Annotated in this window: 24 protein-coding genes and 2 pseudogenes; 12 read left to right on the forward strand and 14 right to left on the reverse strand. The window is 67.6% G+C overall.

The features are described from left to right. Positions 1–26: 26 nt before the first annotated feature. Both ABZ842_RS23345 and ABZ842_RS23350 read right to left on the reverse strand, forming a co-directional pair. Positions 27–1,877, reverse strand: coding sequence for a phage tail sheath C-terminal domain-containing protein (locus tag ABZ842_RS23345; RefSeq protein ID WP_361539769.1), 1,851 nt, complete (start codon positions 1,875–1,877; stop codon positions 27–29). 576 nt (positions 1,878–2,453) lie between these two features. Further along, positions 2,454–2,827 (reverse strand): annotated as a pseudogene (locus tag ABZ842_RS23350) (transposase family protein); the annotation flags it as partial. A 201-nt stretch (positions 2,828–3,028) separates the two neighbouring features. On the opposite strand from ABZ842_RS23350, the gene ABZ842_RS23355 reads away from it, so the two are divergent. After that, complete coding sequence (locus ABZ842_RS23355; protein ID WP_361539772.1) at positions 3,029–3,283, forward strand: hypothetical protein; 255 nt, start codon at positions 3,029–3,031, stop codon at positions 3,281–3,283. Between the two features lie 53 nt (positions 3,284–3,336). On the opposite strand, the gene ABZ842_RS23360 is transcribed toward ABZ842_RS23355, so the two are convergent. Continuing rightward, the gene (locus ABZ842_RS23360; protein ID WP_361539775.1) at positions 3,337–3,825 is read right to left on the reverse strand and encodes a helix-turn-helix domain-containing protein; all 489 of its coding nucleotides are present in this window, start codon (positions 3,823–3,825) and stop codon (positions 3,337–3,339) included. A gap of 118 nt (positions 3,826–3,943) precedes the next feature. Here ABZ842_RS23360 and ABZ842_RS23365 point away from each other — a divergent pair, with 118 nt between their 5' ends. Next, on the forward strand, positions 3,944–4,270 hold the full coding sequence (locus ABZ842_RS23365) for a hypothetical protein (protein ID WP_361539778.1): 327 nt from the start codon (positions 3,944–3,946) through the stop codon (positions 4,268–4,270). 48 nt (positions 4,271–4,318) lie between these two features. Here ABZ842_RS23365 and ABZ842_RS23370 read toward each other — a convergent pair whose 3' ends face one another. Then, positions 4,319–4,711, reverse strand: a complete 393-nt coding sequence (locus tag ABZ842_RS23370) for an ATP-binding protein (protein WP_361539854.1) — start codon at positions 4,709–4,711, stop codon at positions 4,319–4,321. 714 nt (positions 4,712–5,425) lie between these two features. Between ABZ842_RS23370 and ABZ842_RS23375 the strand changes: the two genes are divergently transcribed. Next, the gene (locus ABZ842_RS23375; protein ID WP_361539781.1) at positions 5,426–6,172 is read left to right on the forward strand and encodes a phage Gp37/Gp68 family protein; all 747 of its coding nucleotides are present in this window, start codon (positions 5,426–5,428) and stop codon (positions 6,170–6,172) included. 46 nt (positions 6,173–6,218) lie between these two features. Here ABZ842_RS23375 and tcmP read toward each other — a convergent pair whose 3' ends face one another. Continuing rightward, positions 6,219–7,415 (reverse strand): three-Cys-motif partner protein TcmP, encoded by a 1,197-nt coding sequence (gene tcmP, locus ABZ842_RS23380; RefSeq protein ID WP_361539784.1) that lies wholly within the window; start codon positions 7,413–7,415, stop codon positions 6,219–6,221. A gap of 37 nt (positions 7,416–7,452) precedes the next feature. Here tcmP and ABZ842_RS23385 point away from each other — a divergent pair, with 37 nt between their 5' ends. Both ABZ842_RS23385 and ABZ842_RS23390 read left to right on the forward strand, forming a co-directional pair. Next, positions 7,453–7,866 carry a hypothetical protein gene (locus ABZ842_RS23385; protein ID WP_361539787.1) on the forward strand — a complete coding sequence of 138 codons (414 nt, stop codon included), beginning with the start codon at positions 7,453–7,455 and terminating at the stop codon, positions 7,864–7,866. A gap of 131 nt (positions 7,867–7,997) precedes the next feature. Beyond that, complete coding sequence (locus tag ABZ842_RS23390) at positions 7,998–8,240, forward strand: hypothetical protein (RefSeq protein WP_361539790.1); 243 nt, start codon at positions 7,998–8,000, stop codon at positions 8,238–8,240. A 30-nt stretch (positions 8,241–8,270) separates the two neighbouring features. On the opposite strand, the gene ABZ842_RS23395 is transcribed toward ABZ842_RS23390, so the two are convergent. The 4 genes from ABZ842_RS23395 to ABZ842_RS23410 form a co-directional block, all read right to left on the reverse strand. After that, the gene (locus ABZ842_RS23395; RefSeq protein WP_361539793.1) at positions 8,271–8,792 is read right to left on the reverse strand and encodes a hypothetical protein; all 522 of its coding nucleotides are present in this window, start codon (positions 8,790–8,792) and stop codon (positions 8,271–8,273) included. Between the two features lie 187 nt (positions 8,793–8,979). Next, positions 8,980–9,273, reverse strand: coding sequence for a hypothetical protein (locus tag ABZ842_RS23400; RefSeq protein ID WP_361539796.1), 294 nt, complete (start codon positions 9,271–9,273; stop codon positions 8,980–8,982). Positions 9,274–9,614: 341 nt separating this feature from the next. Then, complete coding sequence (locus tag ABZ842_RS23405; RefSeq protein ID WP_361539799.1) at positions 9,615–9,938, reverse strand: hypothetical protein; 324 nt, start codon at positions 9,936–9,938, stop codon at positions 9,615–9,617. Positions 9,939–9,946: 8 nt separating this feature from the next. Next, a protein-coding gene (locus tag ABZ842_RS23410; protein WP_361539857.1) for an IS5 family transposase occupies positions 9,947–10,779 on the reverse strand; the annotation gives its coding sequence in 2 pieces (ribosomal slippage) (positions 9,947–10,432 and positions 10,435–10,779; 831 coding nt in all). A gap of 18 nt (positions 10,780–10,797) precedes the next feature. On the opposite strand from ABZ842_RS23410, the gene ABZ842_RS23415 reads away from it, so the two are divergent. Further along, positions 10,798–11,052 (forward strand): hypothetical protein, encoded by a 255-nt coding sequence (locus ABZ842_RS23415; protein ID WP_361539802.1) that lies wholly within the window; start codon positions 10,798–10,800, stop codon positions 11,050–11,052. Between the two features lie 38 nt (positions 11,053–11,090). On the opposite strand, the gene ABZ842_RS23420 is transcribed toward ABZ842_RS23415, so the two are convergent. Then, on the reverse strand, positions 11,091–11,783 hold the full coding sequence (locus tag ABZ842_RS23420; protein ID WP_361539804.1) for a hypothetical protein: 693 nt from the start codon (positions 11,781–11,783) through the stop codon (positions 11,091–11,093). Between the two features lie 911 nt (positions 11,784–12,694). Here ABZ842_RS23420 and ABZ842_RS23425 point away from each other — a divergent pair. The 6 genes and pseudogenes from ABZ842_RS23425 to ABZ842_RS23450 all read left to right on the forward strand — a co-directional run bounded on the left by ABZ842_RS23425 (position 12,695) and on the right by ABZ842_RS23450 (position 17,978). Beyond that, on the forward strand, positions 12,695–14,017 hold the full coding sequence (locus ABZ842_RS23425; RefSeq protein ID WP_361539808.1) for a pentapeptide repeat-containing protein: 1,323 nt from the start codon (positions 12,695–12,697) through the stop codon (positions 14,015–14,017). Between the two features lie 738 nt (positions 14,018–14,755). Further along, a complete protein-coding gene (locus ABZ842_RS23430; RefSeq protein ID WP_361539811.1) occupies positions 14,756–15,172 on the forward strand; it encodes a hypothetical protein in 417 nt (138 codons plus the stop codon). 63 nt (positions 15,173–15,235) lie between these two features. Next, complete coding sequence (locus tag ABZ842_RS23435) at positions 15,236–15,607, forward strand: hypothetical protein (protein ID WP_361539814.1); 372 nt, start codon at positions 15,236–15,238, stop codon at positions 15,605–15,607. A gap of 665 nt (positions 15,608–16,272) precedes the next feature. Then, a pseudogene (locus ABZ842_RS23440) lies at positions 16,273–17,150 on the forward strand (IS5 family transposase). A 27-nt stretch (positions 17,151–17,177) separates the two neighbouring features. Beyond that, positions 17,178–17,459 (forward strand): hypothetical protein, encoded by a 282-nt coding sequence (locus ABZ842_RS23445; RefSeq protein ID WP_361539817.1) that lies wholly within the window; start codon positions 17,178–17,180, stop codon positions 17,457–17,459. Between the two features lie 300 nt (positions 17,460–17,759). Continuing rightward, entirely contained in the window at positions 17,760–17,978 is a 219-nt protein-coding gene (locus tag ABZ842_RS23450; RefSeq protein WP_361539823.1) for a hypothetical protein, read from the forward strand. A 52-nt stretch (positions 17,979–18,030) separates the two neighbouring features. Here ABZ842_RS23450 and ABZ842_RS23455 read toward each other — a convergent pair whose 3' ends face one another. The 4 genes from ABZ842_RS23455 to ABZ842_RS23470 form a co-directional block, all read right to left on the reverse strand. Further along, the gene (locus ABZ842_RS23455; protein ID WP_361539826.1) at positions 18,031–18,237 is read right to left on the reverse strand and encodes a hypothetical protein; all 207 of its coding nucleotides are present in this window, start codon (positions 18,235–18,237) and stop codon (positions 18,031–18,033) included. Between the two features lie 542 nt (positions 18,238–18,779). Then, a complete protein-coding gene (locus ABZ842_RS23460) occupies positions 18,780–19,040 on the reverse strand; it encodes a hypothetical protein (protein WP_361539829.1) in 261 nt (86 codons plus the stop codon). Positions 19,041–19,090: 50 nt separating this feature from the next. Next, positions 19,091–22,924, reverse strand: coding sequence for a hypothetical protein (locus tag ABZ842_RS23465; protein ID WP_361539832.1), 3,834 nt, complete (start codon positions 22,922–22,924; stop codon positions 19,091–19,093). 780 nt (positions 22,925–23,704) lie between these two features. Then, a complete protein-coding gene (locus tag ABZ842_RS23470) occupies positions 23,705–23,872 on the reverse strand; it encodes a hypothetical protein (RefSeq protein WP_361539835.1) in 168 nt (55 codons plus the stop codon). Between the last annotated feature and the right edge of the window lie 122 nt (positions 23,873–23,994).

Consider the following 23,994-nt stretch of genomic DNA (forward strand, 5'->3'; position numbering starts at 1 on the left):
GTTTCCTTCGTGTTCCGCTTCCTCGGTTACGAAAGGTCGAACTGTCCGGCGACCTGTTGGATCTTCACGATCACGAACTCCGCGGGCCGCACCGGTGCGATGCCGATCACGACATTGACCACTCCACGCGCCACATCGGCTGCGGTGGTGGTGTCCTTGTCGCACTTGACGAAGTACGCCTCGCGCGGCGTACTTCCCTGGAAAGCACCCTGCCGGAAAAGATCATTGAGATAGGCCGAGGTCTTCAACCTGATCTGCTGCCACAGCTGTTCGGTGTTGGGCTCGAAGACCACCCACTGGAGATCACGGTGGAGGCTCTCCTCGACGTAGAGCGCCAGCCGGCGCACCGGCACGTATTTCCACTCGCTGTCGAGCCCGTCGGCGCCCTGAAGGGTACGGGCGCCCCACACCAGCGGGCCGACGACCGGGAAGGTGCGCAGGCAGTTCACCCCCAGGGGGTTGAGCAGTCCGTTCTCGCGGTCGGTCAGCCTGACCGTGAGTGAACGCACCCCGGTCAGCCGCGCCTCGGTGCCGGCCGGTGCCTTCCACACGCCGCGTTCGCCGTCGGTACGGGCGAAGACGCCGGCGACGGCGCCCGACGGCGGGAAGGAGCGCAGCCGCCCCGTGAGCGGGTCCGTCAGCTGCAGGTGCGGGAAGTACAGCGCGGCGTGATCGCTGCGTACGGGCTCGAAGGCGCCGATGCCGGCGCGCGCGGCGTCCACGCTGCCCCAGGCGGACGGCGCGTCCACGAGCAGGAAGATCCGCCGCTCCCGGCACAGCCGCTCGGCCGCGGAGAGCACCGTGACCATGTCCTCGGTGGTCTCGTACGCCGAAAGCTCCGGCAGCGCCAGTAGGTTGACGTCGTCGATGTCGCGCAGCGCCTGCACGCCGGTCTTGCGCGCCTCGCTGCCGATGAGGTCGCGCGGACCGGGCGGATCGCCGTCCTTGCCGCCCTTGAGGGCGAAGACGGGGGGGTTGACCGACGCCTCAAGCCCCAGATCATTGGCGCACTCCCCGACGAAGCGCACCACGTCGTCGGGGTCGACCGACCCGGCGACGACCTGGATGCGACGGCCGAACGCGGTGACCTCGGCGCCGGCGAAGGCGTGCTTGCCCGGGGCGTCCGGCAGCGAACGCAGCTTGCGCTCCAGCAGCAGGGCCAGTTCCGTGACGCTGCTCGGCGCCTCGCCGTCCTGGTCCGGGTCGTAGAGCGTGAACTCGCGCTCCACATCACCGATCTTGACCGTGAGCTCGACGTTCAAATCGGGCAGCTCGGCCGCGAAGGGCTTGGACACGGTGCCGGAGGGGTCGGGCCTGCCCTCGTCCAGCGCCTTGACCCGGACCAGGGAGGACCCGGCGTTGACGACGGTCTCCACGAACCGTCCGTGGCCGCTCTCCATCGACAGACCGGTGAAGGCCTCGCGGGCGCCGCCGCGCGCGTCGAGAATGCGAAGGTTGAACGTACGGTCCGGGGTCGGCGTGTCGTGATCGACGACCACCCGCAGCCCCGAGCCCCAGACACCCGGCTCCTTCGCGCGAACCTCAAGCACCGGGCACTGGCTGCGCCCCTCGGTGGACTCCAGCGTGACACAGGCTTCTTCGCCGGTGCCGGCCTTGGCCACGCGCACGACCACCGCCACAGAGCCGCCGTTGCCGAAGAACTGGTGAACGGCGTAGCCCACGGCGCTACGGGACGTGAGTCCACCGAAACGGCGCTCGAAGTCCGCGAAGCTGGTGATCCGCACGGGTCGGTTGAGCGGACCCCGACGGGTGTGCCCCACGAATGCGGTCACCGAGGTGGTGACGGGGGCGGCAGTTCGGATGCTGCTGGGAAGCTCTTCGATGTAAACGCCGGGATAGCCCATGTGCGTCGGCATTCCCCCTCCATTCCCTTCGCGCACCAAGAGATGAGGAGGGGAAGTGAAGGAATGCGCTTATATGTAAAACTTGTGTGGGCGCTCTCTGTCGATTTTCCCCCGTCACACACCCCGTGCGACATCGGTCTCGCCGGGCCATTCGCAGGTGAACGGCGCATGTGCACGCTTCAGTGTCTTCTGGTGCATGCGTGCCGATTGCGAGTCTGGATTATGAGACAAGGGGGGTCAAGGCAACGATCAGGCCATTGGGTGATCATTTTCCCTGACGTCGATGACATGTGAAAGGGCGTGGTCAGGGGGGTATTGCTGAGTGAATATGGAGATGAATTCACGACCGCTTCACGGGATCACTTGATGCAGCGTGGAGAACAAGCCGATTGAAAATTAGCCCGGCGCGCCGGCTTTACGTGCAGACGCACGCGATGGCATCGGCTTACGTCTTCCGCTGTGTGGCGCCTGCGCGGAGATTGGTAGGGCAACCTTCAGCGGGTGCTTGAAGCGGTTCCCAAGGGTTGTCCCATAAATGATCTCTGAGCGTCCTCGGGCGAGTAGGCCGCTCGGTGGTCGGCTCGCCTAGTTCTTGGACTGCGCGGCAATGGTGTGGTCCCGGGTGGGCACCAGGGTGCCGTCCACGATGAGCACGGTGTCCTTGGCGAACCGCTTGCGTGGCTGGCGTGCGAGCCGCGGCCCGAGGCGGTCGATGATCCGGTCCGCCGCCGACTTCGACAATCCGAACAGCGGGGCGAGCTGCCGCATGGTCAGGTTCGTGCGCCAGTAGGCAGCAACCAACAGTGCCCGGTCCTCCAGCGGAAGACCCCACGGCCGGCCCCTGCGGACCGAGTCCGCCCCTCGCACCGCAGCACCGTCACCAGCTTCTCGAACTGCCGCGGGCTCAGCCCGGTGAACGGGGATATCCAAGACGGCTCCGACGCCGTGATCACACCAGCCACCGCTGGACCATCTCAGTTGCAGGCATCGCCGGTTCGGGCTGATCTTTTACGCATCCGACGATCTGAGGGAGTTCGACGTGGGGGCTGATTCTGTTCCCGGGAGACGGAGACGCGGGCAGTCCGGACGTTGGCTGGCCCTACAGCGGCTTCGCCGCGTTCCGGCGGCAACTGGCGCGAGCCGAGGGCTTCGACCTCGACGAGATGTGGGGCTTCGGCGGAGAGCGCGGCTGGAGTGACGTCTCCACCTCGCTCGAACCGCTCCTGGATCGCCCCGACGACGGTGGAGGCGAGCTCTCACCCACCGAATGCGCAGCGATCCTGCCGCGGATCGAGGGGATCGTCGACCACTGGCAGAGCGAGGCCGACGTCCCTCGAACACACATCGATGCGGCCCAGCAGCTGGCGGTCGTTCTGCGGCTCTGTATCGCGAAGGACGTTGAGCTGATCTTCCTGTAACGCTCCATGGAGCCGGGCCGAGCCCTCACGCTAGGGGAGTAACGGGACAGCCCTTAACGCGGCTGCGCGTTCCGTTGCTTCTCTCCGGCCTGCTCCAAGGCGGCCTCGTAAGCGTGCAGGGCCGCGATGACCGTGGCGCGTTCCGCGGGGTCGAGACCGCGCATGACGCATTCCCAGGCAGAGGCACTGCCAGAAAGCCATTCGTCGATCGGTGCGGCGTAGGCGGGGGCGATGGCGACGATGCGGCGGCGGCGGTCGGCAGGATCGGCAGTGCGCTGCAGGACGCCCAGCCGTGATAGGTCGCTAACCATGAGACTGACGGTCGTCGGGGCCACCTCCAGCCGGGCGGCCAGGTCGTTGACGCTGGTGGGACCGTCGTACTCCAGGTGGGCCAACAGCGCGAGATGCCGCGGTGCCAGGTCCAGGCCCTGGAGCGCCGGAGGGATGGGCAGGCGCTTTGCGCGGCCGACAAGCCGTGGCATGAGCAACAGCAGGGTGCGGACGGCCTCATCGACGGCTGGGCCGTCCGATTCCGTGGACATCAGCGACCTCTCCCGGATACCTTTACAAACAAAGGCTTTGGATTCAAAGGGAACGAGGTTCACTATGCCGCATCTGACCCTCCACCTTCCGGAGAACAGGCTGACCGGTAAGGAGCCCATGCTCGTAGCCGCACTGACCGACGCGATCGTCGACGTCTATGGCGAATGGGCCCGCGACCTCGTAAGCGTCCGCCTGGCCGGAGTCCCCGCAGGCCGTTTCGCGCAAGGCGGCAAGGCCGTGGACACAAACGCTTCGGTGATCTTGGGTGTTCGAGCTGACGTCTTCGACCGCCCCGACGCCGCCCAGATCACCGCGCGCCTCGGCGCCGCGCTCACCGATGCGATCACGTGCGTCGTCGGCGATGACCTCCGCGCCGGCACCATGGTCGAACTCGTGGCGTCACCGCCAGAACGAACCTTCGTAGGCGGCGCTCTCACCGTGTGACCCCCCATCTGGGCCACCTCATGACCTGCCCTTTTCCGAAAGAGGTACTCAGACGACTGCTTGCTGTTCGGCTCGGGCTCGGGTGGTGGCGAGGCGGTAGGAGTCGGTGCCGGTCTCGATGATGTTGCCGCCGAAGGTGAGGCGGTCGGCGATGGTCGTGCAGAGGCGGGAGTCGGTGAAGGTCTTGGTCCAGCCGCGCTTGGCGAGAGTGTGGATCACGGCTGCGTCGATGTTGGGGTTGGCCTCGAAGTCGAACTTCCGCAAGGACTTGTCGCGAGGGAAGCCTGCGGCCTTGATGCGGCACTCGGAGCGACGACGAGCCCGGTCGTCACACTCGGCCAGGAGGAGCTCGGCGAGGAAGCCGAGGTAGTACATCTGCTCACGGCTCGCGGTCTCGGCGAGGTCGGGGAACTGGGAGCGGATGGTGGGCAGTCGGAGCATGCGGCATGCCTGGTCGACGGCGGTGGTGGCGGCCTGCTCGGTGAGTCCTCGCTGGTGGGGAAGGGGCCGGCATTCTCCCTCTTTCACGGGGGGAGGTAGTCGGGTCGGCGGAGCCGCAGGAGCTGGTCGTAGGGGGCGACGGAGGGCAGGGGGTGCTTGTCGGGTGGCAGGTTGACCCTGACGCCGCAGGCAGCGGGGCGATGGCGGTCTGGCTGGTAATGGAGGGCGGCTGCAAGGGATCTTCGGGCCCGGTGTCGGCGTCGGCAGCCTTGCGGGCTTCGAGAGCGACGGCATCGGCGGTGAGGGCGCCCGTCCTGAGTGCTGCGGCGAGGCCGGTGACGAGGTGGTCGTGGGGCAGGCGGCGGCTGAGGAGGAGAACCTCGATCAGGGCCCGGGTGCCGTCGCGTTCACCGTGGGCTTTGACGGCGGCTTTCCACCAGTCGTCGTGCATAGGAGTGAACCGGCCGGCGGCCCGGGCCCGGTCAAGGGCGGTGGCGCCAGGCAGGACACCGGATGTCGGCATCGACGCGATGGACCTCAACTACTAAGTTCTCAAACGGAGGTTCGAATTTTGAGGTTACGAGATGCGATCGAATGCGTGCCGATACCGATGTTCGGGCCCTGGTGTCCCTGGCGGGGCGGCATCGTTAGCCAACACACTGTGGCCGCCGTGGACAGCGGGGCCGCGTGCACGACAGCAGCAGGAGGAATCCGGTGAGCGACCGTAGCGCCATCGAATGGACCGAGGCGACGTGGAACCCGACCACCGGCTGCGATCGTGTCTCTTCCGGATGCGACAACTGCTACGCCCTCGCCTTGGCGAAACGTCTGAAGGCTATGGGGGCGGCGAAGTACCAGAACGACGGTGACCCCCGAACCTCCGGGCCCGGGTTCGGAGTCACGCTGCACCCCGACGCCCTGGACGTGCCATACGGATGGAAGAGCCCGCGAGTGGTGTTCGTGAACTCGATGTCGGATCTCTTCCATGCCCGTGTCCCGCTCGACTTCGTCCGTCAGGTCTTCCAGGTCATGGCGGACACACCGCAGCACACGTACCAGGTCCTCACCAAGCGGGCTCGTCGCCTGCGCCAGGTCGCACCGAAACTGAACTGGCCGGACAACCTCTGGATGGGCGTCTCGGTTGAGACGGAGAACGAGCTGCCCCGGGTCGACGACCTCCGCCACGTCCCCGCGGCCGTCCGGTTCCTGTCCTGTGAGCCGCTTCTTGGGCCGCTGCCCGACCTTCGGCTGGACGGCATCCACTGGGTCATCACCGGAGGCGAGTCCGGCCCGCGCCACCGCCCGCTGGACGAAGCCTGGGTGACCGGGATCCGCGACACCTGCCAGGACGCCGGCGTTGCCTTCTTCTTCAAGCAGTGGGGCGGCCGTACCCCGAAGGCCGGCGGTCGCATGCTGGAAGGCCGCACCTGGGACCAGATGCCGCTGCCGGTCGCGGCCTGACCATGCCGTTCGTTGTGGCCGGCCCTGCCCGGGCCCGGCCACAACGTCAAGCCGCGAGGTTCCCCGGAGAAAGGGTGATCTCACGGGTCTTCCTCACGCCCACCCCGTTGTCGGGCGTGACGCCCTGCGCATGCAGAAGCTGGACCGCCTGACGTACCACCGGCTCCGTGACCTGCCCGTAGAAGGATCCGAAAACCTCCAGCGTGTGGTCGACGAGCTTGACCGGCCGCCGGGTCCGCGCGAGCAGCCGCGCCAGGTTCTCGGCGATCTGAGGTACAGCCTCAGCCTCGACCTCTTTCGGGTCCTTCCGGGCCACCGAGGCCACGGAGAAAAGCGCGTCGTCGTCTTCCCGCTCCTCCACGGTCTCCCACCACGTTGCCCGGGCTCGAGCAACGGTGTCACCGAACACCCACAGGCCATACGGGCTGCGGGTGGCGAACACCAGGCGGTACACGGCCCGTTTTCGAGGGGAGTGCGAAACCGGCACCGACTGCACGCGCATCCCGGTGCGCTGCGCCAGCCGGAGGGCGTACTCGGCCGCCACCGCGTCGATCGCATCTTCGGCTGCGCCGTCCTTGTCGCGGGAGGCCACCGCGTCAGCGAAGTACTCCCGCCACCAGGTCCCGCCGCACACGTCATCGAACCGCTGCAGCGACTTCTCGTTGCCTTTCGGGGACCGGACGTGACCGCCCAGACGCCACACGGCCATCATGCTGAAGTTCATCAGCAGTTCGGTCGCCGGCCGTCTCTGTGGGCGCTGCCGGGCCAGCACCTCTACGAGACGGTCCTGCGGCAGGACCAGCCCACACGGGTCGAGGAAGAGGAACAACGGCTCCCGGCGCGCGCGCTCCACGACTTGGTCGAGAACGCTGTCGACCTCACCGCGGTGGGCGTGCGCTCGCACACCACGGGCCAAGTACTGTTCGACGACCTCCCGCAACCGGTCGAACGACTTCCCTTGGGGCTCCGAGAAGAAGCACTCCAGCGTCAAACCAGGCCGGGAACGCAGGTACGAGGCCACCCGCAGTGCGATCTCCGCGGACGCCGGCTCACCGCTCTCGTACCGGCCCTCGCCTGCGTATCCGTCCAGGTAGACCACGCGCTTGTCGTGCGACTGCGTGCCCGTCATCCCACCGAACTGCGGCAGGTAACGCCGCAGTAGTTCATGCTTGAAAACGCTAGGCAAAGACTTATCTGCCCAGTAATCTCCGTTGGTTCCTGACGACATCGCCCACCCCCACATTCGACGGTATCCGTCTGATCACAGATGGTGAAGCACCGTGTGGAGATCAGACAAGACCAACGCCGCCACCAAGCCGCGCTGCGCCGGACCCGCCCTCGAATACGAGGTCGTGGGTCAGGATGGCGGCATGACGACCTGGTTCCGCACCTACTACGAGGACGAAGATCTGTTGCTGTACTTCGAGGCCGCTGACGACGGCTGGGCAACGCGGCAGGTTGAGGTCCGAGGGAGGGACTCGCGACCGGTGACGGCGGCCTCTCTGGAAGAGGTGCTGCACTTGCGTGATCACGCCGATCTCGCGGCGAGGTTCCGCTATGAACGGCAGTACGGCGTTCTCGCCGAAGGCCCCATGAACGGCTGGCAGGACCAGCCCGAGGCAGCCGAGATCTCCGAGGAGGAGTTCGAGCGACTGTGGACTGAGGCAAGGCGGGCTCTCGGCGATTCAACCTAACCTGGCGGGTCGTAGTGGTCGTACACCCTCACCGAGGAGGATCTGCTCGAGCTGGCTGCCGCGGCCGGCCCGCTCGAAACCGCCGCCGCGCTGGCCACCGCCGAGGACGCCAAGGCCGACGGTACGCGATCGTGCTGCACCGCCTCGCCGCCGGCGCGGCCACCTGGACCGCTGATGCCCCCGCCGTGCTGGCCGCCCTGGGCCGGGCGGAGCTCGGTGCGTTCCACCTGGCCGCCGCCCGCGAGTGCCGCACACCGCCCCGGCGCCCTGCCGACCGGCCCGGCCCCCGGCGGCACGCGCCGCTCTCGCGTTGCGCCGCCCACCCCAGTGCTGACGGGGCTGCCACCTACTCCATCCTGGTCGGCGGCCGGTGATCACCGGCCGCGAGCCTGGAGTTTCCCACCTCACCCGCGCGGCGAGGAGGGTTCCTTCGGTCGTCCGGGTGAGGTGGGTGCCGGTGGACGGTTGCCGGCCAGCACCTCGAGGATGCTCAGCGCCGTGGCGGCGTGAGCCGCGACGAAGTCGTCGCGCTCCAGGTCACCTTGTGGAGGCGTGGTGCCGAACGGGACCAGGCGGTGGTTGGGCTGGGTGATCCAGCCGAGCAGGGGGACGCCACTGGTGCTCATGTCCTGGGTGAACGCGGCGTAGAAGACGGGGTCGGCGGAGCGGGCCGGCTCGCGGCCGTGGCAGACGAGGCCGTGGACGGCGACGTCGTGGCGGTACAGGAAGTGCAGGTGCCGGTCGCGGAGCACGGCAGCGCTCTGCTGGGGGGTGAGTTGGGGCTCGTGGACCACCTGACGGGTGCCGGCCATGCGCAGCCGTCGTTCGTGGCGGGGGAGGTCTGCGGTGCCGGCGATAGCGACGAAGTGGTCCACGAACCGGTAGGGACGCCACAGGTCAGGGAGGAAGTTGGGGATCAGGACCACGAGGTCGAAGGCGTCCCGGCCTTGACGGACCGTCCCTCAGCGGCGTGTCCTCCCGCGGACCCGACCTGGTGCGCCCGGTGTACCACTCAAAGTTCTGCTCGACCAGGTATCCCGTGCTGGGGGCGGGAGCGGAACTCCAAAGGAGTTTCGAGTACGCGCCGGGCGGCGCGGGCGGGTCCTCGGAGACCTACCGTCCCTTGACCCGCTGCATCTTCGGCCTGCGGATCTCGTTCTTGCGCTCGCGCAGGAGGAGCACGCGCAGTCCGGCCCGGGCCCAGGCGGCGGCGATGCCTCCGACGACGTAGACGTGTTCATCCAGGCTGCGCGCGAGGAACTGGATCACCTGTCCGCGCGGCGGGTGCGCCCCGGTGTGGGTGCGCAGCGCGGTGGTGTACTTGGCGCCTTGGCGGGCGTCGCGGCTGGCACGTTGTTCGGGGTGGACCGTGCATTCGGCATGGCGTTCTCCCGCAGGCAGAGCCACCCCTCTGTCGGCACGACGGCAAGCCGTGGTGCGAAGGTTGATGCGCGGGACTCGGAAGCCCTGGACCACGGTGCACACCCGGCGGCGTGGGCCTGGTGGCGGCGGTGAACGGCGTACGCGCCTTGCCGTGGCCGACACCGTAGCGGAACGCGCCCTTCTCTCCGGTGCGACCCGCCGGCCGACGGCAGGCGCGGAATCCCCCTGGCCGTCCGCGGGGGTGAACTCGGGTCCGGTCCGGTGCCCCGGTGCGTTTGGTCGGCGTACGGTGAACGGCCAACGAGGGAGGGCGCAGTGCCGTGGATGAGAAGAGGAGTTGGGGCACGCTCGTCTAAGAGGTCATCTCATTTGGTGGCTACGTGTGGGGAGCCCGCGGCAAGTCGAGCCATCTCATGCAGGCGGTGCCAGTACGCAGGGGCGTCCGCTTCGCCGAGTACAGGTATGACCTGGTCTAGGCGGGCGATGCAGCGAAGCAGAATGCTTCGGCCCCGCGCCTCGAGCTCGCCGCCGTTCTTGATCCACGTGAGAACGCAGCCTGCGGTGTCCGAGTCCAGCATCACCACGTCGAAGCCGGCCCGGTCTGCTCCGGCCAATCCGGGAGGAAACGGTAGTTCCATGAACTCTTGGTACAGGCGTGATACGGCCTCAAACACAGTCTCTTCGCTCACGCGGACCATCATGGCGCAGCTTTCACAACGCCTGGAGTCGTCTTGAGCCTGCGGTAGCAGATGAGGGTGCAGACGATGCTGGTAAAGGCGAGGAAGTGGTCGGCCTTGCGTTCGTAGCGTCGGTGGAGGCGCCGACAGCCGGCGAGCCAGGCCATGGCGCGTTCGATGGTCCATCGGTGACGGCCCAGCCTCTGCGAGGACTCGACACCTTTACGGGCGATGCGATGGGTGATGCCACGCTGGCGTAACCATTGCCGCAGGTGGGAGTAGTCGTAGCCCTTGTCGCCGTGGAGCTTGCCGGGCTTGCGTCGCCTGCGTCCGCGGCGGGACCGGATCGGCGGTATGCCTTTCACCAGCGGGGTCAGGGCCTGGCTGTCGTGCAGATTCGCCGCCGAGATCCCGACAGAGATGGGCAGACCTGTCTGCTCGGTGATCAAGTGGATCTTCGAGCTGTACTTGCCCCGGTCCACAGGATTCGGACCTGTCAGGTCCCCCGTTTCAATGCCCGCATGTTCACCGAGTCGATCGCGCAGTGGGACCGGTCCAGCTCGCCTCGGGACCCGAGCTCGTCGAGGACTAGGCGGTAGAGCTTGGCCCACACCCTGGCCTTCGTCCACTCAGAGAAGTGCCGGTGGGCCGTCGCTCCCGACGGCCCGAACGACGCGGACGGCAGCTGCTGCCGCGTACAGCCCGACGTGGCCACGAACACGATCGCGGCCAGCACCTCCCGGTCACCATGCCGCCGCCGGTCACCACCCTGGGGCCGCGACGGAGCCTCCGGCACCAGCCGCTCAACAATCCCCACCACAGACCGAAGCCTACTGACCCTGCCAAATGAGATGACCTCCAAGGGCGGGAGGTGTGGATCCCGGCGACGATCGATGGTGCCCGCCAGGTCCTTGCCGATGGTCCTGAGCGGCTGGCGCAGTTCGAGCGGGAGCAGGGTGGTTCTCCGGCCCTGGAGCTCCCGGCGTTCCTGGCGGCGTACGTACTGCCGCAGCAGGTGTGGGGCGAGATCGAGGCGGCCATCGAGCGTCTGCGCGCCGGGGACTTCTCCGGCTGTACCTCGCTAGAGGACTTGAACGACGCGGTCGCCGGACCGGAGGCGCCGTAGCCGCTACCGGAGCCAGTACTCCGACCAAGCTCTCGCCCCTACAGACTCAGCACGTACCACTGTTTTACGGACCGGCCACGCAGATAGAGGCGCCGACCTCGGCCGACGGGGCGTGCATACCCATGGAGCGGTGATCCGTTGGGCATCGTGAGCACAGCTTCCTCGGCCACGACGACTTCACCGTCGGTCATGCTGCAGTAGTGCAGCCTGTCCCTTCGATCGGAGTCACGGGCACCCCCGCCTAGGAAGACAATCCGGTCGCCCTGAACCGCCAGGCCAAGAGGGGATCCAACAGGGTTCTTCCGCACGCAGAGCCGCCCGTTGGGCTGTGTCTCAAGCAGCGGGAAAGAAGGCCAGTAGACGGCCCAGGCAGCTGAGTCGGCGACGTTGAGGGCGTAGACAGTGTCGATGTGGGCGACGTTCTGGGGCGGCCAGTACCCCCACAGGTGGTTACCCCCGCTGTCCCATCGGGCCAGACCGGCCGCGCTGATGGGATCAACGTAGACCCCTTCGTCGTAATAGGCGCTCCAGAGGTTGTTCCGACGGTCCGCCATCATGAACTCGACCGCAGTACCCATAGCGAAGCTGCGGCGGGGACAGCCATCACGACCGAAAATCTGAGCATTGCGGTCCCCTGAGGAACCGCTGCCCTGCAGGACAACACGACCATTGGGCAAAGCGTCAAGGTGGTACGGCGTCAACGTCACGCCTCGCAATACCTGCTCATGCACTTTTCCCGCTTCGTTGACGACAACAAGAGCGTCGAAAGGTAGACTCCGAGGCTGAGGTCGGGCTCTCCCATACGGATTCCGTGGGAAGATCGCATCGGGGCAAATCAACCACAGTGCCCTTCCCCAAGCGTCTACCGTGGAAGCCAGGACCTTACGGTCGTCGTACTGCCGAGGCAACAGTGCGTAGGGGCGCAGTGCCACCTTCTTCAAAAGACCACCTCGCGGGGGAAGGAATGCAGCAGCTCATCATCCCAGAGAGCCCTCGACTCGGTGCACGCAGTACCCGTCCTCCGCAGTCTCAATCGACCCTTCATACGAGGCAAAGCCACCTTCGCGTCTCTGAGTTCGCGATGCGGAGCCCTCGAATTTCCTGAACCCACGGAAGGTCGGATTCACCGCCTTCTACTGCGAACCGGGCCTTCACAGGCCCATGAGAAAGGCGGAGTGGAAGAAGGCCAGGTCGGCTAATTCCGCCGCAACTACCTCACGCTCGTCCCGAAAGTCCAGACTCGGGAGGAACTCAACCTGCGCATCATCCAGTTCGAGGAGAGTGAGGCGGGCCGCCGCATCGGCTCACGGATCCGCACGATCGGCGAGGACTTCGCCCAGGAAGCAGCACACCTACTGCCGCTGCCAACCGACCCGTTCGAGATGGCGATGACCCTCCATCCGCGGGTTGACCGCTACAGCCAGATCACGGTGAAGATGCGCTCCTACTCTCAGCCTGCGCCAGTTCTGGCCCTGCGCTCCTGGACCTCGGACCGGACGTCGACCGCGTCGAGGGCGGCCGGGAAGTGAGGGATGCCTTCTGTTCGGGGCGGGGCAAGCCCACGAGGGCACGATACCGGTCTCTGAGTCGGAGACTTGCGCTTTGCTGCAACCGTGATTCTCCAGGTTCTGTCTCCTCTTCCATGACAGCCAACCGACGGCGACGTTCAGCCCCGGATGCTCGGTCCACCTCAGATCGGGAGTTACGGCTGTGGAGGGTCGGTCGGGCCCTGACCGTCGCCTTCGTCGCCGCAGTCGTGGTCGCGGGTGGTGTCTTCTTCGGCCTGGTGGCTCTGCTGGGCTTCCGGGAGATCGAGAGCACCACGAAGCTTGACGCGAAGACGCTCTTCGACCTGGTTAAGCTCTCCTTCGGAGTGGTCGCGGGAGCCGGTGCGCTCGTCGCCTTGGTCGTCGCCTACCGCCGCCAGCGCGTCGACGAGGCAGGCGCACACCGGGAAGCCACCCGACTTCACACCGAACGCTTCTCCCAAGCCGTCGAACAACTCGGCTCCGATTCCCCAGCCGTCCGCCTAGGCGGCGTCCACGCCCTCGCCGGCCTCGCCGACGACGCCCCCACGCAAGACCTACGCCAGACCTGCATCGACGTTCTGTGCGCCTACCTCCGCCTGCCTTCCCCTGCCAAACCCGGCGACTTGCCCGACGGCACCTCACCCACCGATGAGCGACGAGAAGCCCACCAGGACAAGACAGACCGATACCACGCACTACGCGAGGTCCGGCACACGATCTTCCGCATGATCGGAGACCACTACCGCGTCCCCAAGGGCGGACATCGCTCATGGCAGGGCTGCGACCTCGACCTCACCGGCGTCACCATCGACAGCAGCTTGAACTTCAGCAGGGCAACATTTTCCGGCAGCATCGTTTCTTTCAGCAGGGCAACATTTTCCGGCGGCATCGTGTACTTCGGCGGCGCGACGTTCGGCGACGGGGTGGTGTCCTTCGGCGGCGCAACCTTTTCCGGCGGCGAGGTGTCCTTCGGTAAGGCGACGTTCGCCGGTGGCGAAGTGTCCTTCGGCGGCGCAACCTTTTCCGGTGGCGAAGTGTCCTTCGGCGGCGCAACCTTTTCGGGCGGCATCGTGTACTTCGGCGGCGCGACGTTCGACGGCGGCACGGTGTACTTCGGCGGCGCGTCGTTCTCTGGCAGCACGATGTACTTCAACGACGCCACGCTCTCCAGCGGCGCAGTCGGCTTCGTCGACGCGACGTTCTCCAGCGGCAGGGTGGACTTCGCCAACGCCACATTCTCCGGCAGCAGGGTGGACTTCCACAGCGCGGCCTTCTCAGACGGTACGGTGCACTTCGTCGACGTGACGTTCGCCGACAGCACGGTGGACTTCACCAACGCGACAGGCCCGGCTCCCAGCGGACTTCTTACTCCGACCGGTCCTCCTGCTTCTACAACGGTCATTCTCCCCTCCGCTTGGTTGCCCTCACCTTCGTAGCCTCGAGCGGCTGAAGCCGTCGAATACACCCTCGCCAAGTTCCTCCACCATCTTGTTCGGACCAAGCCTTCATGCCTTTCGTACGTCAGCGGCGGACGGCCACTGCCGCCGCCTGCGCCGGTCACGGTGAGCACCGTCCTGAACTCCAAGGACCTGGCCAAAGTGACCGCCGCAGGCCTACGACACCCTGGCGTCTTGGAGGGCATGGACTTCCAGCTGATCGTGTTGCGATCCTCGGTCACCCTCCGCTGCGACCGAGGATCGCAACACGGCGAGCACGTCGCCACCAGGCCCATGCCGGCAGTGCTGGTCACCCTACAGAGCGGCGATATCTGATGGCCGCACGGTGCGCTGGTGCGGACCGAGATAGCCGAAACCGAGGCTCGCCGGGCGTATGGGGGGCACGCTGGCTTCAGCACAACCTGCAGGCGCGGGACGCCGTGCCGTCGCGACGTAGGCAGCCGTCTGCGCCCACGGTGAGGCCGTTGACCAGCTTTGTGGCCAGGGCGTGGAGCAAGTAGTTGGGCGTTCCCTCACGAAGGCGGGGGAATCTCGGGTCTTCTCCGGCGGCCCGGTAGATCGTGGCGTGCGAGGACTGCGGTCGTGCTCGGTCGGCGTCGGCGGGGCTGTGGGGCTGTGCGCGGTGTGTGACCACCGGCGTCAGGTCGAGGTCCTGATCGGGAGGCCGGTCTCCTCGCGGCCACCTGGTCGGCCGACCCGACCGACTCGTCCACGGTCGTGGCCGTTGCGGCCGAGGTCCGTACGACCATCGAGGGCGCCATCGCCGCCGAGTGGGCCCAGTTCCAGGAGATCACCGACCCGGCCGCCCTGGAGGCAGCCGGCCCGGACGCCGTCGAGGACGCCGCCGCGCACAACGCGTTCCTGACTGCCGAGAGCGCGGCCACGGAGTACCGGCAGCAGGCCTTGGTGATGCTCGGCCGCGGCGAGGATACGCAGGCCGAGGCCCGCCAGGCGTACGCCACCGAGCTCGCCAAGCCGTGGCACCGGGCTGTGCCCGACAGCGACGACGCCCTGCGCGCCGCGACCGACGCCGCCGCGAAGGTCCAGACCCGCACCGCCGAGTACCTGCTCGCGGTACGGCTGGAGCAGCTGCGCACCCAGGACCGCCCCGAGCCGGTCCGGCCTGCGTCGTGAGCGCAGCGCCTGCGTGGACTGGCCGCGCCCGCTGGACGGCGACGCCACCGGGGCAGTGATCACATGACCGGCGAGCTGAGCGGTGTCGACCTCGCCCGCCAGGCCCTGATCGCGGCCCGGGAGGCGGCAAAAAGGAACGGCGCCACCCAGACGATGCAGCCGAAGCGGCGCACCACCACCGTCGTACTGCGCTACGGGCGCGAACCGCTCGCCTTCGGTACGGAGATCGGGATGATGATGACCGAGCGCGGCCTAGTCGCCCCGGCCGCCGGCGGAAGCGTCCTCGCCGACTTCGACACCATCCTCGCCGTGGCCGTCCCCGAGCTCGCCGGACGCGTGAAGGCCGTGAAGTTCGACGCGGACACCGGCCGCCTGGACGTCGTCCCCGACGCCCCGGCCGTCAGCACGAAGCGCGCTGGAGCGCGCCGGAGCTGATCGCGGCGGCCAACGAACGGGTGCCGACCGCGGATGTCCGCCCTGAACGTCCTGGCGACCGCGCCCGTGAAGGCGGGCCCCGCCACGGCTGCCTCCGGCCGTACGGTCTGGGGATGACGACCCGACGCCGCCTCGGCAACGGCCTTGTGCTGCACGAAGCCGGCCACTAGGAGCACGACGAGGTACCCGCCCGGATCAACGCCACAGCAGCCGACATCGACGACAGGCCGCTGTACCGGCCGGACATCGCAGTCGCCGAGCTGCGGGCCCGCGGAGTCTTCGGCCCGCCGGCGAGTGCCGGAGCAGAGGATCGCGGCGCCCGCCCACCACACACCCTGCGCTAGGTGTATTGCCCATTGCCCAGTGAGGTTGGGGACGCGGCTGGAGCAAACCCCGGTTCATCAGTGAAGGCTGGCGAGACACCCGCGAGGGAGTAGGGAAGGAGCTGTATGCCCGTGGTGGGTCCTGGAGCAGCGAACGCTCCAGGACCCACGAGGGATCACTGTGGGGTGTCAGTCACCAACGATGTAGAGCCAGCCCGACTTCTGGATGGCGAGGTGGGCGCACTCCCGTACCCGTTGGATGACTGGGGCCACCTCGTTCTCGGGGAGGGCTTCTAGGCCGTGCGTCGAAAGTGGATCTTGAGCCCTGAATGATCACGGCTCATGGGCCGGGGTGATCTCACCGATGAACAGTGGGCAGTGCTGGAGCCGTTGTTGCCGAAGGGGATCAAGGCGGGGAGGCCGCCCGTCTGGTGCCGGCGGCGGCTGATCGACGGCATACGGTTCCGGGTCCGTACTGGTGTGCCGTGGCGGGACGTGCCCGCGGAGTACGGGCCGTGGGGCCGGGTCTACGACGTGTTCCGCCGGTGGCAGCGGGACGGCACCTTTCACCGGCTCCTCACCCGGCTGCAGTCCCTGGCTGACGCGAAGGGTGCGATCACGTGGGACCTGAATGTCGACTCCACGGTGTGCCGCGCGCACCAGCATGCGGCCGGGGCCCGCAAGCAGGGTGTGACCTGCAGAAGGAACCACCGGGCGGCATCTTCACCGAGCCCCGTGATCACGGACTGGGGAGGTCGCGCGGCGGGTTCACGACCAAGCTTCACCTGGCCGTCGAGCAGGGGCAGAAACCCATGTCGATCGTGGTCACGGCAGGCCAGCGCGGCGACTCACCGCAGTTCGAACCCGTGCTGAAGAAGGTCCGAGTGCCCCGCATCGGGCCGGGTCGACCACGCATCCGCCCCGACCGCGTGCGGGCCGACAAGGCGTACGCCTCCCGCAAAAACCGCGCCTACCTGCGCCAACGCGGGATCCGCTGCACCATCCCGGACAAGGCCGACCAAGCGCGCAACCGGCAGAAGCTCGGCTCCCGCGGCGGACGGCCGCCACATTTCGCCCCGGTCGACTACCGCCAGCGCCATGTGATCGAGTGTGGCATCAACCGCCTCAAGAGACATCGCGCTGTCGCCACGCGCTATGACAAGCTCGCCGTCCGGTACGAGGCGACCGTGCTGGTCGCGGCCCTTAGCGAGTGGCTGTGAGAGGTGCCCTGCTGGGACCATGCGTCGGTGAACTCAAGACTCTCCGCCGGATGGACGATTGAGCGCGTACGCGCTCTTTCCGGAGACCCAAGCGCCGTCCCGCTCTCCCTCGATCGGCTCGTAGTCGTCGAAGCGGCCGGTCAGGGCGACTACGAGCCGCTCCAGCCCGATGCGATTCTTGCGTTCCACGAGTTGTGCCTCGTGAGGGACGACGGCGAGTGGTTCATGGGGCAGCTTGACGATGACGGCTCGGTGATCTGCTGGGCCTCCTATGGATCTGACCTGGTCGAGGCCATCCGCAGTCTTTGAACGACACCCTGCATCTTCAGCCACTTTCGCAACACGCCCTAGTTCAGCCACGAGACGGTGCAGTTGGTACGAGTTGAACATCGTGTCCCCGTACTGCATGACGCCACGCCGCAGAATGCTGTCCGGTGCTCAGCGGCACATCTTACGGAAGGAGTCGTCGGGGTCATCGGTGAAGAACTCAAGGGGCTGCCCTCCGAGACCGTTGACATGTATTCCCAGTCCCATTTATTCCCTCCTTGAAGGCTGTCCTGCAAAGACCGCCCGGTGCGCCCGGCCTCAGTGCCACAAGGCCCGGGCGGCATGTTGTCCTTCGTGATGAACAGCGCGGACCTGCATTCTGCCCCGATGCCGGGGCACGACGCCGTCGCGGACGACGCGCCGGCCCCGATCGAGCAGGCCCGCACCGAGCGCCGCCGCCAGGCCGCGGTCACCGAGGCCGCCGCGCTGCGCCGGGCACGTGCTGAACGGGCTGGGGCGACCGTGCTCTCGGCCCCCCGGGTCCCCGCAGGCGCCCGGTGAGGTGGCATGAGCCCCCTCGAGTTCGATCGGTGCGGTTGCCTATGGGCTGCTGTCAGAGGCTGATGAGCCGGACGGCGGTGATGGTGAGCGCGGCCGGGGCGCTGACGTAGTAGGCGACGACCGCCTGGGCGCCGGGGAGGGCGACCTCGCGGTAGTCCCGCTCACGGGGCCGGGGCGCGGTCGATCCGTGGCCGTAGGGGTCGTGGGCGATGGTGGAGCGCATCGTGGCGTCGATCTGCGTACGGCGTGGGCGGGGCACGGCCTGCGGCGCAGACTCGGCCTGGCCCGAGCAGCGCAAGCCACTGCCGCCACGGCCGGCAGTGATCGACGGGATCCTGCGGGCGGACCTGGACGCGCCGCGCCTCCGGCGGCGAAGCGGTGGCGCCGGCCCGGCGCGCCGCCTGAACGACGCCGAGGGGTGGGCCGGGTCGGCCCTGGCCGGGTCGGGGGTGTGCGTACGCAAGACGACGCTCATGTGGCCCCGTGTAACGCCGAGTTTGCACCCGCCCCCGTTTTGTGTCGCGGCCATGACAGTCTTGTGGGGCGGGTTGCTCCCCTCGCGGCTCGGCGCCATCGTCGGAGCGCGCCGGATCACCGGCGCACCCCCGTTCGAGGAGTTGCATGGCTAGCTCGTGCCCGGGGTCGAGGAGACCCGCCATCAGGCGCTACCGCAGTGGCGGCGTCACTGTCCCGGGGCGCGACGGGGCCTGGCCGATTACGGGATGACCGCCGCTTCTGATGAAACGGCGGTCATCCCGCGTTGTTAGTGGCCCGTTATGGGATCACCGCGACGAAGTCGTCTCAGTCTCCGATGAAGAGCAGGTAGCCGGAGTGGCGAATCGCCTTGTGGGCTTCCTCGGTGACTCGCCTTACCGCAGGTGTCTGTTCCTCGTCGGGCAGCTCCTCGAGCTCGGCGACAAGGCGCAGTAGCTGGTGGGGGTTGAACATTGTCAGGTCGTACGGTGTGATGCCCCGTCGGAGACTGTTCTCCGGTGCCTGTGCGCACATGGCGCGGAAGGAGTCCTCGGCGTCATCACCGAACTCCTCCAGGGTGTCCTGCATGCGGTTCAGTCTCCGTATTCCCAGACCCATGGAGGTGCTCCCCTCTCGTTTCAGGTAGTTGACCGGATCGGATACATGGTCACGAGATCCCCGTACTCGCTCACCACGATGGTGAGGCAGTGGGTACGGTGCTCTCCCGATTCTTTGGAGGATGTGCCGAACTTCTTTTTGGGGTCAAGGCAGACGTTCTTCTCATGATAGAGGGGACCGCCACTGGCCTGCTTCCAGGTGCCCTGGTCCTTCATCGCCCTGTCAAAGATGCTCCGCATGTCGGCAAGTGTGAGGTCAGAGTTGAAGATTCCCTTCTTGTCGCTGACCTTGCCTCCGCCGGCAAAGTGAAACTCCCGTAGCGATCTCAGCGCGAGTGTGTCGAGGGCTACTTCGGCGCCGCCCGCGGGGAGGTTCTGGCCGGTGGGAATGAACACACATTTGGCCCAGCCCTCCCATCCGGGCCAACCGTCGAAGCCTCCTCCAGCCGAAGAGGTAGCGAGGTTAACCTGCATGGCGTTAGCGCCGGTCTTGGCGAGAGCCGTCATGCAGGGGGGCTTAGGAGCGGTATTCCCCTTCGCTTCCTCGATCTTCTCCCGGTAGCGTTCAAGGGTGCGCTTGGCGTCTTTGGCGTCGCTGTAGAAGGTGTTGATTCCGCTGACGATCCGTTCGATCGCCTTGACGACCGCTGGCGCTTTGAGGAAGCCGACAACGATGCTGCCAGCGTCGACCAGCGCCCACAGGCAGCTCTCGATTTCACCGGTGGACACGCACGCGATGATGTTGTCGACGCCGAACAGCTCGATGAGGATTTCCCCACCATTGTCACGGATCCAGTCGATGACGTCTCCGGCGGCGAGTGCCCTCGCGGTGTTGAACTCGTCCACGCATACCTGACCGCACAGTCCACGCAGAAGCGTTTCGTCGTCGATGCCCAAGGCGGGGCCGGCGTTCTGAGCCCCGGCCCGCACCCATTCGGCGTGGAGGGCCTCGGTCCTCTTACGGGCTTCTTCCTCGGCGCGGGTGGCCGCGGCGTCGGCGTCCTTCGCGGCGGTGTCGGCGTTCTTGGCCGCTGTCTCGGCGGCTGTCGCGTCCGTCTCGGCCTTGGTCGCGGTGTTCCGCGCGTTCGTGGCGTCGGTCTCCGCCGCAGTGGCCGCAGACCGCGCTTGGGTGGCGTCCTTCTCGGCATCGGTGGCGTCACGTTCCGCCGCGGCGGCGGAGTTCGCCGCCGCATTGGCCGCAGTCGCAGCCTGGACCGCGTACTCACCGGTTTGCGCGCTGTAGTTGCCCGCTCTCACCCCCGCCTGCTGGGCAGCGGTGGCGGATGCCGCAGCTTGGGCCGCGGATGCCCGGGCGGCTTCCATCGCCCGTAGAGCCCGCTCGGCATCGAGCGCGGCAGCGTAGGCGGCCTGTGCCGCGATCTTGGCGTCCCCGGTGGCCTTGTCGGCGAGTGCTTTCGCCGCTGCTGCCGCTTTCCCAGCCTCGTCGGACTTCGCCTTGGCGGAAGCGGCCTGCTGTTCCGCCAGCGTCTTCGACGTCTGACCGATGAGGACCGCGAAAGCCGCGGAGAGATCCGCCTCCCGATAGGGCGTGCCGAGGGAGATGGCCTGATCGGCGGCCTTGACCACGGCATCGGCCGCGTCTCGGGCGGCCAGGGACGACTGGGCGGTGGCGTAAGCGTAGCCCGCTGTCTTGATCGCCCAGTCCCTGGTCTTGGCAGCTTCCTCCTGCGCGGCCGTCGCTTCGGTACGGGCCTTGGCGGCGGCCGTCTGAGCCTTCTTCGCTTCGGCTTCGGCGGCCTTGGCGTTCTCCTGCGCCGCGGCGGCTGCGTCGATGGCCTCGGCCGCAGCCGCGTGCGCTGTTTGCGCGGCGGAGTAGCTCGTCATATACGCGGACCAAGCGCTGTCCGCGGCCGATTGGGCTCGGGAGGCCGCAGCCTGTGCTCGGGTCGCTGCCGCTCTCGCGTTCACCGCCGCGGTGGTGGCGTCGTTGGCCGCGGTGCGGGCCCGGGTCGCAGCTGTGGTCGCCTGGTTCGCCGCGGTGCGGGCCTCGGTCGCGGCCTGACGCGTCTCCCCGGCCGCACTGCTGCCTTCGGCTGCTGCTGCCGCGGCTTCGAGTGCCTTCGCCCGGGACTCTGCCGCGCTCTTCTGCTTCTCGGCCCGGCGGGCCGCGTCGCGTGCCTGGGAGGCGCGGTGCTCGGCGTTCTCGGCTTCCTGCCGCTTGGCTGCGGCCGTGGCGCCGGCAGTGTCCGCGGCGGCACGCTGCTCTCCGGCTGTGGCCCGCTCGGTTTGAGCCCGGTTCTCCGCCGCCTGCGCCTTAGCGCGCTCATTGGCCGCCGTGCCGGCCTCCGCTGCGGCGGTGACCTTCTCCTTCTCGGCGATGTCCCGTTGCTTCTTCGCCACGGCCGCGGATGACTTCGCAGTCTGCTCGGCCGCCTCGGCCGTGGTCTGGGCCTTCTTCGCCGTAGCCGCGTTGTCAGCCGCTTCCTTGGCCAGCTTCTCGGCGGAGTCCGCCGCCGCCTTGGCCTGAGTTGCGGCCTCCTGGGCAGCTGCCTTGCGGAACTCGGTCGCCAGAGCGTGGGACTGGGTCTGAGCCAGCGCAAGCAGCGTCGCACTGGTGCTGACGGTCGCGTTGGTGGCCTGCGCGGCCGTCTCCGCCGTCTTCGCCGCCGCCTGCGTCGCCGCGTACGAAGCCTTGGCCACCTGCACCGACTGCTGTGCGTGCATCAGCCCGCGCCCACGCGGGACCCTGGTCTGATCCGCGATCGCCCAGGCTGCCGTCTGCTGACCTGCGGCCTGCTCCGACGCCGCCTTCGCCCGGGCCACGGCCTCGTTGGCCTTCCGAACCTCGGCAGCCGCCCACCCCTGGTTCGTTGAGAGCATCCTTTGCGCCCGCGCCAACTCCAGCCCGCTCGGGTAGGACAGGGAGTCCTTGTTGTCGGCCCAGTACTTCTGCCAGAACAGGATTCTGTCGGACAGCCACGCCAGGCGTATGGACTCCATCATCGCGTCGGTCGCCACGCGGACTTCCTTCGCCGCGGCTGCCTCGGCGGTCACGATCTCCCTGCGCTGCGTGGCTTGGGAGGCGTACTCCGCTTCCCACTCCGTGTGCGCCTGCAGGACCGGTCCGGTCAACGCCCGGTAGTGGTCGACCGGGTTATCGCTGTCGCAGACGGACCAGGCCATCTTGAGCGCTTCGACCTCTGCCCGGAACTCCGGAGTGTTGGGCTCCGGCGCTTTGGCGGGGAAGCCTCCGAACCGCAGGAACGTGGCGATGTCGTTGGCCGAACCAGGTGTACCGGTCGTGACACCGAACAGTTCGTACCCGGCAACTGGCTTGTAGGCGGTGGCCCAGCGGTCCTCGCCGGTGTCGAAGGCGTCGAACACCTTCCGAGCCTGGTCCAGGGGGGCCTGCCCTGGTCTGGGCTTCGGGCTCTCCCAGATTTTCGTGTAGTAGTCACGCTGCTTGGAAAAGGTGAACGACAAGACGTCCAGCCCGAACTCCGGAACGTGGAACTCACGACCACCAGCCGTGTTCGCGTCCCGGTAGGTCTTGTCCGCGTTGGCAAGCCAGTCCTGGCGCGCCCCGTACGCGGCTCCGGCGGCCTGGGCCGCCTCGATGTCACGGTTGTGGGCTTCCCAGAATCGGCCGAGGCTCCATTCGGCCACCAGCCCTCTCAAGTCCGCGTCTGACCCCGTGAGGGCGTCGCGGGCGAGCGTCTTCACTTCTGGACCGCCATAGGGAACCGCCCGCGCCACCTGACATCGGTCATTGCGCGCTTGGGAGCCCAAGCTGATCCGGAGGCTGCGCTGCCACGGATCAGCCGGGTTGTCGCCCGGTTCCTCGGCGGCGGCAGGGACCGCGTACACCAGCCCTGCCAAGACGGCCGTCGTCATCGCCAACGCTGTCCCCAACATGCCCCTGGACAGCAATCTTCGTCTTCGCAACACGCCTCCGCCTCTTAGTAGATCGCCTGTTCTACTCGCGAAGAGGGCAAGGGGCAGGAAGGGTGATGAGTGACTATTCGGGTCAGCTCGTGACGGAAAGAGGCACTCCTTGTACCGCCATACCGACGCCCTCGCCTCCCCGAAAGTAATGTGATCATGACACAGCGTGCAAGATCGCGAAAGAGTCGCCATTATCCGGGGAAAAGCAGGAGAAGTACCCGTCGATCAGCAGCGAGAAGGCCAGCCGCGTGCCGGTGGCCGACCGCTCCGGTGCGGGTCGGGACGGTCGCGGTCAGGGCAGGCAGCAGCGGGGGAGGGTGCCTCTGCCGCCGCCCGACCTGGTGTGGGCGCGGCTGAACCGTCCGGCCGCCCGACGCCTGGTGGAGACCGCCACCCGCAGCGAGCTGACCCGAGTCGAGGGCTTCGCGGGCCGAGCGGACGCGCCGCAGGTCCTCGCCGACCATCTCGCCCGGCGCCCGGCCGAACAGCTGCGCACCGGCGGCCCGATCACTGACCCGGTCGGCTGGTTCCTGGCCCGCGGTCTGCCGCAGCATCAGGAGTGCAGCGATACCCGGTGCGACGACCGGCGCGAAGACCGCCGCGCCCAGCGGCGAAAGGTGGCGGCCGACGCCGAGGCCGCGATGCCGCACGCCTCCAAGGACGACCGCCGGGCGGCCCCACCCCCAGCAGCAGCCCCACCGGCAGCGGCTCCGGATAGGCCGAGACGATTCAGCGCAGCAGGAGTAGCAAGACGAGTAGCCCGCCGACGCAGAGGGCGTTGGTCGACCGTGCCTTGGCGCCGAATGTCAGGAGGAGCACGCCGACGAGCAGCATCGGGCCGTACCGTAGTTCCGCGTACTGCTCCACCAGGAACAGGGAAACCCTGGACCACACCACGACGCCTCCTCAGGGGTCTTCGGACCCCTAGACGAGTAAGTCCGATGCTTTTGGTCAGTGGTCGTAGGCGATCAGTGATCGGGTGATCGGTGTTCCGTTGGCCCGGTTGTGCCAGATGGCTG

Source organism: Streptomyces sp. NPDC047315 (assembly GCF_040643215.1).
In the GTDB taxonomy this organism is placed as follows: domain Bacteria; phylum Actinomycetota; class Actinomycetes; order Streptomycetales; family Streptomycetaceae; genus Streptomyces.